General features: G+C 72.1%; 14 protein-coding genes. 7 read left to right on the top strand and 7 right to left on the bottom strand.

Annotated elements, in window-relative coordinates:
• Positions 1–112 precede the first annotated feature (112 nt).
• The gene (locus ELQ40_RS13070; RefSeq protein ID WP_127794080.1) at positions 113–1804 is read right to left on the bottom strand and encodes a cell wall metabolism sensor histidine kinase WalK; all 1692 of its coding nucleotides are present in this window, start codon (positions 1802–1804) and stop codon (positions 113–115) included.
• Positions 1805–1856: 52 nt separating this feature from the next.
• The gene (locus ELQ40_RS13065) at positions 1857–2549 is read right to left on the bottom strand and encodes a response regulator transcription factor (RefSeq protein WP_127794079.1); all 693 of its coding nucleotides are present in this window, start codon (positions 2547–2549) and stop codon (positions 1857–1859) included.
• 109 nt (positions 2550–2658) lie between these two features.
• Here ELQ40_RS13065 and ELQ40_RS13060 point away from each other — a divergent pair, with 109 nt between their 5' ends.
• The 3 genes from ELQ40_RS13060 to ELQ40_RS13050 are packed head-to-tail and all read left to right on the top strand — an operon-like array spanning position 2659 to position 5557.
• Positions 2659–3900 carry an NAD(P)/FAD-dependent oxidoreductase gene (locus tag ELQ40_RS13060; protein ID WP_127794078.1) on the top strand — a complete coding sequence of 414 codons (1242 nt, stop codon included), beginning with the start codon at positions 2659–2661 and terminating at the stop codon, positions 3898–3900.
• On the top strand, positions 3897–4814 hold the full coding sequence (folP, locus tag ELQ40_RS13055; protein WP_127794077.1) for a dihydropteroate synthase: 918 nt from the start codon (positions 3897–3899) through the stop codon (positions 4812–4814). Before ELQ40_RS13060 ends, folP begins: the two co-directional genes overlap by 4 nt.
• Positions 4811–5557, top strand: coding sequence for a pyrimidine reductase family protein (locus ELQ40_RS13050; protein WP_164863589.1), 747 nt, complete (start codon positions 4811–4813; stop codon positions 5555–5557). The genes folP and ELQ40_RS13050 overlap by 4 nt, the downstream gene beginning before the upstream one ends.
• A 9-nt stretch (positions 5558–5566) precedes the next feature.
• On the opposite strand, the gene ELQ40_RS13045 is transcribed toward ELQ40_RS13050, so the two are convergent.
• The 3 genes from ELQ40_RS13045 to ELQ40_RS13035 all read right to left on the bottom strand — a co-directional run bounded on the left by ELQ40_RS13045 (position 5567) and on the right by ELQ40_RS13035 (position 9455).
• Complete coding sequence (locus tag ELQ40_RS13045) at positions 5567–7213, bottom strand: DNA repair helicase XPB (RefSeq protein ID WP_127794075.1); 1647 nt, start codon at positions 7211–7213, stop codon at positions 5567–5569.
• 89 nt (positions 7214–7302) lie between these two features.
• Positions 7303–9138, bottom strand: coding sequence for a helicase-associated domain-containing protein (locus tag ELQ40_RS13040; RefSeq protein WP_127794074.1), 1836 nt, complete (start codon positions 9136–9138; stop codon positions 7303–7305).
• 38 nt (positions 9139–9176) lie between these two features.
• The gene (locus ELQ40_RS13035; RefSeq protein ID WP_127794073.1) at positions 9177–9455 is read right to left on the bottom strand and encodes a hypothetical protein; all 279 of its coding nucleotides are present in this window, start codon (positions 9453–9455) and stop codon (positions 9177–9179) included.
• Positions 9456–9559: 104 nt separating this feature from the next.
• Here ELQ40_RS13035 and ELQ40_RS13030 point away from each other — a divergent pair, with 104 nt between their 5' ends.
• Both ELQ40_RS13030 and ELQ40_RS13025 read left to right on the top strand, forming a co-directional pair.
• The gene (locus tag ELQ40_RS13030; RefSeq protein ID WP_127794072.1) at positions 9560–9940 is read left to right on the top strand and encodes a cold-shock protein; all 381 of its coding nucleotides are present in this window, start codon (positions 9560–9562) and stop codon (positions 9938–9940) included.
• The gene (locus ELQ40_RS13025) at positions 9933–10769 is read left to right on the top strand and encodes a DUF3027 domain-containing protein (protein ID WP_127794071.1); all 837 of its coding nucleotides are present in this window, start codon (positions 9933–9935) and stop codon (positions 10767–10769) included. Before ELQ40_RS13030 ends, ELQ40_RS13025 begins: the two co-directional genes overlap by 8 nt.
• On the opposite strand, the gene ELQ40_RS13020 is transcribed toward ELQ40_RS13025, so the two are convergent.
• Together ELQ40_RS13020 and serC are read right to left on the bottom strand one after the other, a co-directional pair.
• On the bottom strand, positions 10751–11047 hold the full coding sequence (locus ELQ40_RS13020; RefSeq protein ID WP_164863586.1) for a DUF2530 domain-containing protein: 297 nt from the start codon (positions 11045–11047) through the stop codon (positions 10751–10753). The two genes, ELQ40_RS13025 and ELQ40_RS13020, sit on opposite strands and share 19 nt — an antisense overlap.
• Before the next feature lie 4 nt (positions 11048–11051).
• Positions 11052–12167 carry a phosphoserine transaminase gene (gene serC / locus ELQ40_RS13015; protein WP_127794069.1) on the bottom strand — a complete coding sequence of 372 codons (1116 nt, stop codon included), beginning with the start codon at positions 12165–12167 and terminating at the stop codon, positions 11052–11054.
• A gap of 70 nt (positions 12168–12237) precedes the next feature.
• Between serC and ELQ40_RS13010 the strand changes: the two genes are divergently transcribed.
• Both ELQ40_RS13010 and ELQ40_RS13005 read left to right on the top strand, forming a co-directional pair.
• Positions 12238–12930, top strand: coding sequence for a metal-dependent transcriptional regulator (locus tag ELQ40_RS13010; protein WP_127794068.1), 693 nt, complete (start codon positions 12238–12240; stop codon positions 12928–12930).
• A 301-nt stretch (positions 12931–13231) separates the two neighbouring features.
• Positions 13232–14134, top strand: coding sequence for a C40 family peptidase (locus tag ELQ40_RS13005; protein WP_127794067.1), 903 nt, complete (start codon positions 13232–13234; stop codon positions 14132–14134).
• Positions 14135–14216 lie beyond the last annotated feature (82 nt).

Below are 14216 nucleotides of genomic sequence, written 5' to 3'. Positions count from 1 at the left end.
GTTCCACCGTAGGAATGACCGAGCTCCGGCCGGCGGTGCGGCGCGGGTCCGTGCATCCGAGGTGCGCTCCTGCGACTGTGCAGGAGCGGCCGCGAGGGAGCGCGCCGCCGGCTCAGGCGTCGCCGACGCGCTGCGGCGCGGCCGCCGAGCCGGCGAGGGGCAGCGAGACCCGGAACGTCGCGCCGCCACCCGGCGTCTGGACGACGTCGACGGTGCCGTTGTGCGCGGCCACGATCGACGACACGATCGCGAGACCGAGGCCCGAGCCGCCGGTCTCGCGAGTGCGGGACGTGTCGGCGCGCCAGAAGCGCTGGAAGATCTTCTCCCGGATCTGCGGCGGGATGCCTTCGCCGTGGTCGACGACCTCGAGCATGGCGCGCTCGGCCTCGTCGTCGACCGAGACGCGGATGTCGATCGGGCTGTCCACGGAGGTGAAGCGCACGGCATTGCCCATCAGGTTGGTGATGACCTGACGGATCTTGTTCTCCTCCGCGAGCACCACGGCGCGGCGCACCGGCGCGGTGGGCTCGGCGACCGCCGCCGCTGCCGACGACGCCGACGCTTCGGCGTCCGTCTCGGGCTGTGCGGCCGCGGAGGCATCCGTCGTATCGACCGGCCTCGTCCGCGGCCGTCGGCCGCGAAGTCGCGCGAGGGTCGCTCCGGCGAACGAGAGGCTGCCGCGTCCGCGAGCCGGTTCGGCGACGAGGTCGACCTGCAGCACCGGCGCGGTGTCGTCGGGTGCGCCCTCCGCGGGCGCGATGACGGTGACGGTCCTGCCCGGGTTCGCGGCCATCGCGTCGAGCGCCGCATCGCGCGCCAACGGCACGAGGTCGACCTCGGTCAGTTCGAGCGGCTTCGCCTCGTCGAGGCGGGCGAGGGCGAGGAGGTCCTCGACGAGCCCGCCCATGCGGATCGCCTCCTTCTCGATGCGATCCATCGCCTGGCCGACGTCCTCCGGGCTCTGCAGCGCGCCCATGCGGTACAGCTCCGCGTAGCCGCGGACCGACACGAGCGGCGTGCGCAGTTCGTGCGACGCGTCACCGACGAAGCGGCGCATCTGGTCGATCGTGCGGGCGCGGTCGCGGAAGGCGCGGTCGATGCGGTTCAGCATGGTGTTGAGCGACCGGGTCAGGCGGCCGACCTCGGTGTTCGGCGTGGCGCCGCCGAGTCGCTGGCTGAAGTCGCCGTCGGCGATCGCGGCCGCGGTCCGTTCGACCTCGCGCAACGGCGTGAAGGTCGAGGTCACGAGCATCCGGGTCAGCAGGGCGCCGATCAGGATGACGCCGAACCCGAAGCCCAGGAAGATCGTGAGGTAGGCCGCGAGGAGGCGATCGCTCTCCGCGGTCGAGAGCGCGACGACGACCGCGACGTTGTCGCCCTGGTCCACTTGCTGGACGGTCAGGATCGCGCGGTAGACCTCGTTGCCGTTGACGTCGGGAAGCACCTGCACCACGTAGCCGTCGCGGTTCAGCGAGAGCACCTCGGTGATCGACAGGGCGGCGGGCCGGCTTGGCGGCGCCCCCTCCTGCATCACCGACCAGTTGTCGTCCTCGTACGATCCGTCGGCCTCGTAGACGGCGACGTACGCATCGACGTTGCCCCGTGCCGCCGACTTCAGCAGGTCGCTGTTCGAGGCGAGGGCCTTCAGCTTCTCATCGACCTGGCTCTCGACGTAGCCGCGGAGCATGGCGGCCGTGCCGATGCCCGAGACGAGCAGCCCGAGGGTGAGCATCAGCACTGTCACCCCGGTGATCTTGGTGCGCAGGGAGACGCGGTTCCACCGGTCTGAGAGGGTCTGATGCATGGCCGGGCGAGTCTACGGATGCTCCCTGTACCGAACCTGTACCGATGCCGTGCTACGCCTTGGAGGACTTGAGCATGTACCCGAATCCGCGCTTGGTCTGGATCAGGGGCTCGGCCGAGTGCTGGTCGAGCTTCCGGCGCAGGTACGAGATGTAGCTCTCGACGATGCCGGCGTCGCCGTTGAAGTCGTACTCCCAGACGTGGTCGAGGATCTGCGCCTTCGAGAGCACGCGATTCGGGTTCAGCATGAGGTAGCGCAGGAGCTTGAACTCGGTCGGGCTGAGTTCGACCGGCACGTCGCCGACGAGCACCTCGTGGGTGTCCTGGTCCATGGTGAGTTCGCCGGTGCGGATGACCGCGTCCTCCTCGGCGTGCATCGTGCGGCGCAGGATCGCCTTGATGCGCGCGACGATCTCGTCGAGGCTGAAGGGCTTGGTGACGTAGTCGTCGCCGCCGACCGTCAGGCCGGTGATCTTGTCCTCGGTGTCGTCCTTCGCCGTCAGGAAGAGGATCGGCGCCGTGTAGCCGGCCGATCGCAGGCGCTTCGTGACGCTGAAGCCGTTCATGTCGGGCAGCATCACGTCGAGGATGATCAGGTCGGGTTCCTCCTCGAGCACGGCCGAGATGGTCTGCGCGCCGTTCGCGACCGCGCGGACGGCGAAGCCCGCGAAGCGCAGGCTCGTCGTCAGCAGGTCCCGGATGTTCGGCTCGTCGTCGACGATGAGAATTCGAGGTCCGTCGCTCATGTCGCCATTCTGCTGCGGATGAGCTGAGGATTCACTGAACATTCTTCGAGTGTCCTCGGATCGACACCTGGGCCGCCGCTGCGACGAGCAGGCGTGGAAGACTCGAGACATGTCACGGAGCGAGCGGATCATCGCGGTCGGAGGCGGCCTCGCCACGGCGCGCGCGGTCGAGGCGGTGCGCGACTCGGGGTTCGACGGCGAAATCGTCGTCGTCGCCGAGGAACCGCGGAAGCCGTACGAGCGGCCCCCGCTGTCGAAGGGGTACCTGCTCGGCTCGGATGCCTCGTCGGCGGTCTACCCGTTCGACGCACGGTGGTACCGCGAACGCGACATCGAACTCCGCGTCGGCGAGGCGGCGACCGCGCTGGACGCCGCCGAGCACCGGCTGGAGGTCGCGGGCGAGCCGCTCCGCTACGACCGGCTGCTCATCGCGACGGGGTCGCAGCCGAGACGCTTCACCGGTCCCGGCGCAGGCCTCCGCGGCATCCACCACCTGCGCCGGCTGCCCGACGCGACCGCGCTGCGCCGGGCGCTCGCCCCCGGCGGTCGACGTGTCGTCGTGGTGGGCGGCGGATGGATCGGCCTCGAGGTGGCCGCAGCGGCCCGCGAGCACGGCAACGAGGTCACGGTCGTCGCGCGGCGGACGCCGCTGGCGAACGCGATCGGCGAGCAGGCCGGCGCGTCGTTCCGCGCCATGCACGAGGAACGGGGCGTGCGGTTCGTCGTGCCTGGCGCCGTGCAGGCTGTGCGCGGCGAGGGCGGCCGGGTGGCCGCGGTCGTGCTCGGCACCGGCGAGGAGCTTCCGGCGGACGTCGTGGTGTTCGGCCTCGGGGCGACGCCCGACACGCGGTTCGCGGCATCCGCCGGACTCGACCTGCGCGAAGGGGGCGTCGCCACCGACGCCGGCCTCGCGACCAGCGCGCCCGACGTGTACGCGGCCGGCGACGTCGCGGCGACGTGGAACGCGCGGCTCGGTCGCCACCTGCGGGTCGATCACTGGGCGAATGCCGATACGGGCGGCCGCACGGCCGGCCGGGTGCTCGTCGGCGAGGCGGCGGTGCACGACGAGGTGCCGTACTTCTTCACCGACCAGTACGACCTCGGCATGGAGTACTCCGGGTACGGAGACCTCGCCGGCGACGCCGAGTTCGTGGTCCGGGGAGACCTGGCCGCGCGGGAGTACGTCGCGTTCTGGCTCGCCGACGGCCGGGTCGTGGCGGGCATGAACGTGAACGTGTGGGACGTGAACCCGCTCGTCCAGCGACTCATCCGCTCGGAGCGCGTGGTGAGCCGCGACGAGCTCGCCGACCCGTCGGTGCCGCTCGACGCGCTCGCGGGGGACGGAGCATGAGCGGCCCCGCCGCTTCCGACGCGGACGGAGCGCCCGCGAGCGGTCGGCCCGCGATCGGTCGACGCACCATCGGCCCGCGCGAGTTCGACTTCGACCGGCAGGTCGCGGTCATGGCGATCGTCAACCGCACGCCCGACTCGTTCTACGACCGCGGTCGCACCGACGCGCTCGACCTCGCGGTCGACGCCGCACGGCGCGCGATCGACGAGGGCGCCGACTGGATCGACATCGGGGGCGCGAAGTTCGCGCCGGGGCCCGCGATCCCCGTCGCCGAGGAGATCGACCGGGTCGTGCCCGTCGTGGCGGCGCTCGCCGACAGCGGTGCCGTGATCTCGGTCGACACGTTCCACGCCGAGGTCGCCCGCGCCGCGCTCGCGGCCGGTGCGCACGTGATCAACGACACGACCGGACTGCACGACCCCGACATGGCCGCCGTCGTCGTCGAGACCGGCGCCGCGATCGTCATCACGCACAGCCTCGCCGAGCCCCGCACCGCGTACCCGAAGCCGAGCTACGGCGACGTCGTCGGCGAGGTCGCTGCGTTCCTGACCGACCGGGTCGCCCACGCGCTCGCGCGCGGCGTGGCGCCGGAGCAGGTCATCGTCGACCCCGGCCACGACCTCAACAAACACACGCTGCACTCGCTCGAGCTCACCCGACGGCTCGGCGAGATCACCGCGCTCGGCTACCCGACGCTCGTCGCGCTGTCGAACAAGGACTTCGTCGGCGAGAGCCTGGGCCGTCGCGACCGGGGCGAGCGCGTCGAGGGCTCGATCGCCGCGGCCGTGTACTGCGTGCTGCAGGGTGCACGGATCGTGCGGGTGCACAACGTCCGCGAGACCGTCGACGCGATGCGGATGATCGAGGCGATCGAGGGATGGCGCGAGCCCGTCTTCCTGGAGCACAACCGATGAGCGACGACGGGATTGGCACCGGTGAGGCGGGCGGCGACGCGCCGGGCCGCGCACGCCTGCTCGACGCCTACGCGATCGCCGACCGCTCCGCGCCGCGGATCCGCATGAACTTCGTGTCGAGCCTCGACGGCGCCGTCACCATCGACGGCCGAAGCGGCGGGCTCGGCGACGAGGCCGACCGCCTCGCCATGCGGGTGCTGCGAACCCTCGCCGACGTCGTGGTCGTCGGCGCAGGCACGGTTCGCGCCGAAGGGTACGGCGGCATCCGCGTCGACGACGAGGACGCCGAGTGGCGGATCGCGCGCGGGATGCCTCCGCAGCCGCGCCTCGCGATCGTGTCGTCGGCGCTCGACCTCGACCCGGGGCATCCGGTGTTCGCGAAGGCGGTCGTGCGCCCCATCGTCGCAACCCAAGCCGGATCGGCGCGGGCGCGGCGTGACGCGCTCGCCGAGGTCGCCGAGGTGCTGATCTGCGGCGACGAGGAGGTCGACCTCCGTGCGACGCGGGACGCGCTCGCCGCAGCGGGACTGCGCCAGGTCCTGTGCGAGGGCGGCCCGCACCTCTTCGGCACGCTGCTGTCAGCCGGCCTCGTCGACGAACTCTGCCTCAGCCTCAGCCCCACGCTCGTCGGCGGCGGTGCGGGCCGCATCGTGCAGGGCGCGCCCGAGGCGGATCGGCGGATGCGTCTGCTCCACGCGATCCCGGCGGGCGACCTGCTCCTGCTGCGCTACGCCAGGGACTGAGCCCGGGGCCTACGCCGCGGCCTCGAGCGTGTGCGCGTCGAGGATCGTGTACGAGTAGCCCTGCTCGGCGAGGAACCGCTGCCGGTTCTGCGCGAAGTCCTGGTCGACCGTGTCGCGCGAGACGAGTGTGTAGAAGTTCGCCGACAGGCCGGACTCCTTCGGGCGCAGCAGGCGTCCGAGGCGCTGCGCCTCCTCCTGCCGCGAACCGAACGACCCCGACACCTGGATCGCGACCGTCGCCTCGGGGAGGTCGACCGAGAAGTTCGCCACCTTCGACACCACGAGCACCTGCGTCACGCCGTCGCGGAACTCCTGGAACAGGCGCTCGCGTTCGTCGACCGGCGTCGACCCGGTCAGCTGGGGCGCTCCGAGCGCCTCCGCGAGCTCGTCGATCTGGTCGAGGTACTGCCCGATCACGAGGATGCGCTCGCCGCGATGGCGCTCGACGAGCTGGCGGACCACCCCGAGCTTCGCCGGTGCGGTCGCCGCGAGCCGGTACCGCTCGTCGTCGGCGGCCGCGGCGTACTGCAGCCGGTCGCCCTGGGGCATGTCGATGCGCACCTCGTAGCAGGCCGCGGGGGAGATGAAGCCCTGCGCCTCGATCTCCTTCCACGGGGCGTCGAACCGCTTCGGGCCGATGAGGCTGAACACGTCGCCCTCACGACCATCCTCGCGTACGAGCGTGGCGGTGAGGCCCAGCCGGCGGCGGGCCTGGAGCTCGGCGGTGAGCTTGAACACCGGCGCGGGCAGCAGGTGCACCTCGTCGTACACGATGAGCCCCCAGTCCAGGGCGTCGAGCACGGACAGGTGCGCGTACTCGCCCTTCCGGCGGGCCGTGAGGATCTGGTAGGTCGCGATCGTGACGGGCTTGATCTCCTTGACCTGGCCGGAGTACTCGCCGATCTCGTCCGGAGAAAGCGACGTGCGACGCAGCAGTTCGTCGCGCCACTGACGCGCCGACACCGTGTTCGTCACGAGGATCAGCGTGGTCGTCTTCGCCGTCGCCATCGCCCCGGCGCCGACGAGGGTCTTGCCGGCGCCGCACGGCAGCACCACCACGCCCGAGCCGCCCTCGAAGAAGTTGTCGACCGCCTGCTGCTGGTAGCCGCGCAGCTGCCAGCCGTCCTGCTCGAGGTCGATCGGATGCGGCGTCCCCGGCGTGTAGCCGGCGAGGTCCTCCGCCGGCCAGCCCAGCTTGACCAGCTCCTGCTTGAGCGCGCCGCGCGCCCACGCGGCGACGAGGAACCCGGTGTCCGAGATGCGTTCCGCGAGCAGCGGGGCGATGCGCTTCGCGCCGGCCACCTCGGTGAGCACCGCCACGTCGTCCGAGTGCAGGCGCAGCAGTCCCTCCTCGGTGCGGTCGATCACGAGCCGGCCGTACCTGGCGACGGTCTCGCGCATGTCGACGGCGACGGTCTGCGGCACCGGGAACCTGGCGTACCGGTCGAGGGTCCCGAGCATGTCGTCGGCCGTGTGGCCGGCGGCGCGCGCGTTCCACAACCCGAGGCGGGTGATGCGGTAGGTGTGCACGTGCTCGGGGGCGCGCTCGAGCTCGGCGAACACGGCGAGATCGTGCCGTGCATCCTCGGCGAGCGGGTGCGCGACTTCGAGGAGCACAGTGCGATCGCTCTGCACGATCAGGGGGCCGTCCGACATGACCGACCAGTCTACGCCTGTCGGCTGCGACCGTGCCCCGACGTGTCGGATCCGGTGGACGGGCAACCGGTTCGACCGGCCGGCCGGGCCTATTCGGCGGGTGCCGGGCCGACCGCGGCGATCGCGGACAGCGGCAGGGTGCGCTCGATGTCCGCCTTGCGGTCACGCGCACGGAGTCGGCCGTTCGCGACGCTCGCCGGGGCGAGCAGGTAGTCGGCGGTCTGGCCTCCCGGCATCCGCACCGTCACCGTCAACGTCTCCTTCGCGCGCGCCGCCGCCTCCAGTTGACGTGCCAGCCAGGCGTCCTCGGTCGCCGGCGAGCCGTCGCCGTTCGAGAGCCGTTCGATCAGGTCCGCGACCGGATCGGCGCGCGGTGCCGGTGACGGCGCCGGCGCCAGACGGTGCCGTTTGAGACGGAGGATGCGGCCGTCGGCGTCTTCGGCGGCCACCGGGTACTTGGCGTCGGAGAGCGCCCAGAACACCAGGTCGGGCGCGAAGCGCGACAGCAGGCGATGGTCGCCGCCACGGCGCAGCCCGAGGCTCGACAACGACTGGTCGACCTCGAGCGTGCCGATGAGCTCGCCGTCGTCGCTGCGCACCGACGCGAGCGCCGGGGCATCCGACGGCGGCGCCGCAGCGACGCGAACGCTGCCGAATCGCCGAGCCGCCTCCTGCACGAGATACTCGAGCGGCTGGGGCATCCCGGTCAACGAGATCGACTCGAGGAACGCGCGGATGGACTCCGCGGACTCGCCCGCGGCGAGCCCGCGATTCACGGATGCCGCGGTGACGCGGTACGTCGACGCGAGATCGCGTGCCTCGAGGTCGGCGAACCCGCGCAGCCGTGCGTCGACGGCCGGCGCGAGGGGCCCTGGCGCGACCACCGAGAGGTCGTGCTGGAGGTACACCTTGTCGACCGGGGTCGGGAACCAGGCACCGATCTCCTCGGCGGCCCGGTCGAGATCGCCCGCGACGACCGTCGGACCGGGATCGACGGGGTTGCCGTCGACGGCGAGCCCCAGCGCGTCGGCCTCGTCGGCGAGCCGGTCGAGGCCCTCGTCGACCCATCGCCCGCCGGCGGGGTAGAGCCAGGTGACGTCCGCGCGGAAGTCGGCCGCGGAGAGCACCTCGGTCCGGCGAACGACGAGTTCGCGCAGCGCCGGCGGGATGCGGTCGCGCCAGCGATCGGCGAGCAGCTTCCACCGCTCGGCCGCGGGCAGCAGGCACCAGTTCCCGCCGAGGTCGGACTCCAGCCAGTAGGCGCCGTCGCGCGTGACGAGCCCGGCCTCGACGGCTCGCCGGAACAGCCGGGGCAGTTCGTCGAGCTCGACCCCGGTCGCCTCGGCCAGCCGCTTCGAGTCGGGGAGCGAGAGACCGCCCTTCGCGAGCTCGCGGGCGGGCTGCATGCCGATCGCCGACACGAGCTCCGCCGTCGCCGTCACCGTCGCATACGCGGCCTCGGCGCCGCGGCGCGCGAGGAGCCGGCGATCCACCGCGTCGACCGGCTGCAGCACGGGCGGCGGGGTCGCGGCCAGCTCGGTCGCGGTCGGGAGGTCGGTGCCGAGCCGCGCGGCCAGCCGCGTGGTCACGGCGGACGGGACTCGAACGCGCTCGTCGTCGTCGCGGACCACGAGGAGGCGGTCGGCGAGATCGTCGAGCAGCTCATCGCGGATGCCGCGGATCTGGTCGGAGGCCTCGATCCGTTCGAGCTCGGCGGTGAGCGCCGCTGGGTCCAGCACGCCGTCGGACCCGGCCGCAGTGGTCGCGGCCGAGAGGACGGCCAGGTGGCGACGATCGAGCCGGCCGATCGCCGAGTCGAGGGAGTCTGCGGAGAGCAGCGCCTCGGCGAGGTCGAACTGGTCGCGGATAGCGGCGGCGTCGAACTCGCGCAGCGCGAGCGCGCCGGCCAACTCGTCACGCGTCATCGCGCGGAGCCTCGCGGCGAGCTCGAGCATGGCCTGCGTCAGTCCCCTTCTCGTCGCGCGGCCTCGCGCCGACGCCGGACGCCGTTCACGATCAGTAGGGTGATCAGCAGGATGAACCCGATCGGCAAGCCGATCAGGGGGAACACCAGCACGAACGGCCAGATGCCCTGTTCGGCCCACCCGGTCGTGCCGCCGTTCGCGAACGAGCCGATCATGACGGCGATGAACGCGATCACCGAGGCGATCACCACGCCTGCGACCATGAAGGCGAGCGTGCGCTCGAGGCGATGGTCGGCGATGGGGCTCTGATCGGTCACCTTCTCAGCTTAGGACAGCGCGGCGACGAGCGCCCGCGACCTAGACTGGACTCCGACGGCGACGCGCCTTGGCGCGCCGTGAGACGACGAGCGAGGATTCAGCGATGCCCACCGGCAAGGTCAAGTTCTACGACGATGAGAAGGGCTTCGGCTTCATCGCCGCCGACGACGGCCAGGAGGTCTTCCTGCATGCCTCGGCGCTGCCGTCCGGAGCGACCGTGCGGGCCGGCACGCGGCTCGAGTTCGGCATCGCCGACGGCAAGCGCGGCGCGCAGGCCCTCTCGGTGCGCGTGCTCGACACGCCGCCGAGCATGGCGAAGATCCACCGCAAGCCGGCCGACGACATGGCCGTCATCGTCGAGGACCTCGTGAAGGTGCTCGACGGCATCGGCGGAGACCTCCGTCGCGGCCGATACCCCGACAAGGGCAAGGCGCGCACCGTCGCGGCCGTGCTCCGACGCGTCGCGGACGACCTCGATGCCTGACGAGGAGCCGCTCGTCACGCCGCCGGCGGACGACGGGCCGATCGCGGACGACGCGCCATCGGCGGACGACGCGCTGATCCCGGACGACGCGCCGGAGGCCGACGACGAGTCGACCGCAGACGACGAGTCGGCGGCGGCGGAGGTCGCCGGGGAGACACGCGTGGACGCCGTCGCGGACGAAGTGCTGCTCGCCTCGGCCGCACTCGCGCAGCGGGCCCTGCTCGAGACGACGCCGCCGGAGACCGTCGGTTCGGTGATCGGCCACATCGTCGAGGACGAGCACGTGCTCACCCTCCTGTTCGCCGCCGACCTCGCCGGCTACCGAGGCTGGCACTGGAGCGTGACCATCGCCCGGGTCGAGGGCGCCGACCCCACGGTGCTCGAGACCGAGCTCATGCCGGGGGAGCAGGCGCTCCTCGCGCCCGAGTGGGTGCCCTGGTCGGAGCGGCTCGCGGAGTACCGGGCGGCTCAGGCGCAGTCCGCCGCGCTCGGCGACGGCGACCCGGCCGACGACGACGAGTTCCGCGACGGATTCGACGGTGACCGATTCGATGAAGACGACGCCGACGACGGGTTGGACGACGGACTCGGAGACGCCGACGGCTACGGGAGCGACGTCGAAGAGGACGACGACCACGAGCACGACGATCACGATCACGACGATCACGACGACGTGTTCGACGGGATCGACATCGACGCGCTGGGCGATCCGGCAGAGCCGGACGTCTCCGAGGTCGAGTCGGACGCCTCCGAGGTCGAGTCCACCGAGACGGCGGATTCCTCCGCCGGCACGTCGGGTGCTGCCGGGGATCAGTCCTCGGAAGACTGATCGACGGTCGGTCCGCCGCGGTTCCGGCGTCCGCGCTCGCCGGTGCGGTGCCGGTGCACCTGGACGACCGTGATCCCGGCGATGCCGAGCGCGAACCCGATGACCGACATCGGCAGCAGCCAACCGAAGCCGGCGGCGTCGAGCGCGGGCAGGAAGAACCACGCCAGGCCCGCACCGAGCAGCCAGGCGGCGGTACCGGTCGCGAGCGCCTTCCTGGCGTCGGCCCTGGCCGGCGCAGGGTCGGGCCTGCGCTCGTCCTCGCCCAGCCAAAGGCGCACGGGATCAGCCCAGGTGCTCGAGCACGTAGTCGATCGAGGCCGTGAGCGCGCGCACGTCATCCGGCTCGATCGCGGTGAACGTCGCGACGCGCAGCTGGTTCCGGCCGAGCTTGCGATACGGCTCCGTGTCCACGATGCCGTTCTCACGGAGGATCTTCGCGATGCGCGCGGCATCCGTCTGCTCGTCGAAGTCGATCGTCACGACCACCTGCGAGCGGTCCGCCGCTTCGGCGACGAACGGGGTCGCGACGTCGGATGCCTCGGCCCAGTCGTACAGGACGCCTGAGGACTCGCGCGTGCGGGCGTCGGCCCAGGCGAGGCCGCCGGACGCCAGCATCCACTCGATCTGGTTCTCGAGGAGCAGGAGCGGCGCGAGCGCCGGCGTGTTCAGCGTCTGGTCGAGCCGCGAGTTGTCGACGGCCTGCTTGAGCGAGAGGAAGTCGGGGATGTACCGGCCGCTCGCCGCGACGCGCTCGACGCGCTCGATCGCGGCCGGCGACAGCAGCGCGAACCAGATGCCGCCGTCGGAGGCGAAGTTCTTCTGCGGGGCGAAGTAGTAGGCGTCGAACTGCGCGGGGTCGACGTCGATGCCGCCCGCGGCGCTCGTCGCGTCGATCACGGTGAGCGCACCGGCGTCGCCGTCGACGCGGACCACCGGTGAGGCGACGCCGGTCGAGGTCTCGTTCTGCGGCCAGCCGTACACGTCGACGCCCTCGACGGCCTCCGCCCCGACGCGCGTGCCGGGGGCGGCCGTGCGAACGTCGGGGGCCTCGAGCCATGGCGCCGCGGCGGCCTTCGCGAACTTCGCGCCGAACTCGCCGAACGTGCTCAGCTGCGCCCGCCGTTCGATGAGTCCGAACGCGGCCATGTCCCAGAACGCCGTCGAGCCGCCGTTGCCGAGCACGACCTCGTACCCGTCGGGCAGCCGGAAGAGGTCGGCGAGGCCTTCGCGGACCCGTCCGACGAGCTGCTTGACCGGCGCCTGGCGGTGCGAGGTGCCCAGGATCCGCGGTCCCTCGGCGGCGAGGTGGGCGAGCTGCTCGGGGCGCACCTTCGACGGCCCGCAACCGAATCGTCCGTCGGCGGGCAGCAGGGCAGCGGGGATCGCGAGGCTGGGCATGCGCACGAGTCTAGCGAGGGCGCTGTGGCCGCTAGGCTGGATGACGGGCTGCGACCGGGAGGGTGTACACGTGACGGATCTGATCGACACGACGGAGATGTACCTCCGAACCATCCTCGATCTCGAGGAGGAGGGGATCGTCCCCCTGCGGGCGCGGATCTCCGAGCGCCTCGGGCACTCCGGCCCGACGGTCTCGCAGACCGTCGCGCGGATGGAACGCGACGGGCTCGTCGTGGTCGGCGGCGACCGCCACCTCGAGCTCACGCCCGAGGGGCGAAGCAAGGCCGTGCACGTGATGCGCAAGCACCGGCTCGCCGAGCGCCTGCTCTCCGACGTCATCGGCCTCGAGTGGGAGTACGTCCACGAGGAGGCGTGCCGCTGGGAGCACGTCATGAGCGAGCAGGTCGAGCGCCGTCTCGTCGAGCTGCTCGGCCAGCCGACGCATTCGCCCTACGGCAACCCGATCCCCGGGCTCGAGGAGCTCGGCGTTCCGGCGGCGCAGCCGTTCCTGAGCGGCGTGCGCAACGTCGTCGTCGCACTCGCCGAGTCCGACGGGCGGGTCGAGGGCGTCGTCCGACGGCTCGCCGAACCCGCCCAGTTCGACCCCGAACTCCTGGCGCAGTTCCGCGAGGCCGGGATCCTGCCGGGCGCACGGGCGACCTTCGAGACGAGGGGCGGGTTCGTCCGCGTCGAGATCGAGGGCGTCGACGGTGCCCTCGAACTGGCGACCGACGTGGCCGGCCACCTCTTCATCGGCGACTGACGCGGCCGGGGCCCTGGCCGGGGCCCGCTCGCCGGATCGGATGGCGCTCACGTCGATCGGCCGTTCCATCCCGGCGTCGGGGGCGGTTCGGGAGGCCGATCTGCGCCGCAGCGTTATCGAGATGTGACAATCGGGGTTTCCTCGCGTATCCTCGGACGAGTCCCCCGGCAGAAGCCAGCCGGCGGGAACGACGATCGAGACGCCTCCTCAGGGTCCACCGCTCGATCCGGAACCCGTGAAGGTGCTTCGGCACGGCCAGGTGGGGCGGCCCGACAGGGCGGCAGGCGACGGAGGTTCCCCCTTGGCTCGTTCCCCCCGCCGCCGCGTCAGCGGCGCCAGCCCGCGCAAGTCGCGCATCACCGCCATCCGCCCCCGCAGGCGCTCCGGTTCCACGGAGATCGCCGAGGCGACGGCGGTTCCCACGCCCGAAGCGCGATCGATGCCCGCTGCGACGACCAGGCCGTCGTCGAGCCTGCGGCTCCGCCGCGGCCCGTTCGCGAACGTCGCGGTCATCGCGGTCTCCGCCGGCATCGTCGGCACGCTCGCGATCCCCGCGTACGCCATGTCGCCCGACGAGGTCGGCCTCCAGTTCGCGCAGTCCGACGAGGCGCGCCTGACCGACGCCGCGGCGCAGTCCGTCGATGTCGAAGGCGACGTCATCGCGGCGCCCGTCTCGACCGACGGCTATGCCGCGGTCACCGGCGAGGAGATCCGCGCCGCCGAACAGGCGGCCGCAGAGGCCGCCGCCGCAGCCGAACGCGCCGCGCAGGCACGCGCCGCGGCAGAGCAGCAGATGACCTCGTACGCCGCGTCGTACAGCGGCCCCGGCGTCGCCGACCTGCTCGCCAACCCGCCGTACCCGAGCTTCGACCTCGCGAGCGTCTACAACGTGGCGACGCAGTACATCGGCACCCCGTACGTCTACGGCGGCTCGACGCCCGCCGGCTTCGACTGCTCGGGCTTCGTGATGTACGTGTTCGCCCAGTTCGGCATCGCGATGCCGCACTCGTCCGCCGGCCAGGGTGCGATGGGCACGCCCATCTCCGAGGCCGACGCGGTGCCCGGCGACCTCGTGATCATGTCGGGCCACGACGGCTTCTACGCCGGCAACGGCATGATCCTGCACGCGCCGTACGAGGGGGCATCCGTGCGCGTGCAGCCGATCTGGACCAGCTCGTACCAGATCGTGCGCATCGGGATCTGAGCCGCCACCGCGCTGCATCCGCGCGGTGAACATCGCATGACGCGAGCCTGTGAATGGCGCGCCGGGAGCCTCCGGCGCGCCA

Origin of the sequence: Agromyces sp. LHK192 (assembly GCF_004006235.1) — a bacterium.
Lineage (GTDB): Bacteria > Actinomycetota > Actinomycetes > Actinomycetales > Microbacteriaceae > Agromyces.
Note: the sequence above shows the minus strand (reverse complement) of the source record. Positions and strands in the feature narration are given on the sequence as shown.

Excerpts from the sequence above, each read along its gene's own strand:
- ELQ40_RS13050 (WP_164863589.1), top strand. The coding sequence starts at position 4,811 with ATGAGCGACGACGGGATTGGCACCGGTGAGGCGGGCGGCGACGCGCCG.
- ELQ40_RS13060 (WP_127794078.1), top strand. The coding sequence starts at position 2,659 with ATGTCACGGAGCGAGCGGATCATCGCGGTCGGAGGCGGCCTCGCCACG.
- ELQ40_RS13045 (WP_127794075.1), bottom strand. The coding sequence starts at position 7,213 with ATGTCGGACGGCCCCCTGATCGTGCAGAGCGATCGCACTGTGCTCCTC.
- serC (WP_127794069.1), bottom strand. The coding sequence starts at position 12,167 with ATGCCCAGCCTCGCGATCCCCGCTGCCCTGCTGCCCGCCGACGGACGA.
- ELQ40_RS13065 (WP_127794079.1), bottom strand. The coding sequence starts at position 2,549 with ATGAGCGACGGACCTCGAATTCTCATCGTCGACGACGAGCCGAACATC.
- ELQ40_RS13070 (WP_127794080.1), bottom strand. The coding sequence starts at position 1,804 with ATGCATCAGACCCTCTCAGACCGGTGGAACCGCGTCTCCCTGCGCACC.
- ELQ40_RS13025 (WP_127794071.1), top strand. The coding sequence starts at position 9,933 with ATGCCTGACGAGGAGCCGCTCGTCACGCCGCCGGCGGACGACGGGCCG.
- ELQ40_RS13030 (WP_127794072.1), top strand. The coding sequence starts at position 9,560 with ATGCCCACCGGCAAGGTCAAGTTCTACGACGATGAGAAGGGCTTCGGC.
- folP (WP_127794077.1), top strand. The coding sequence starts at position 3,897 with ATGAGCGGCCCCGCCGCTTCCGACGCGGACGGAGCGCCCGCGAGCGGT.
- ELQ40_RS13040 (WP_127794074.1), bottom strand. The coding sequence starts at position 9,138 with ATGACGCGTGACGAGTTGGCCGGCGCGCTCGCGCTGCGCGAGTTCGAC.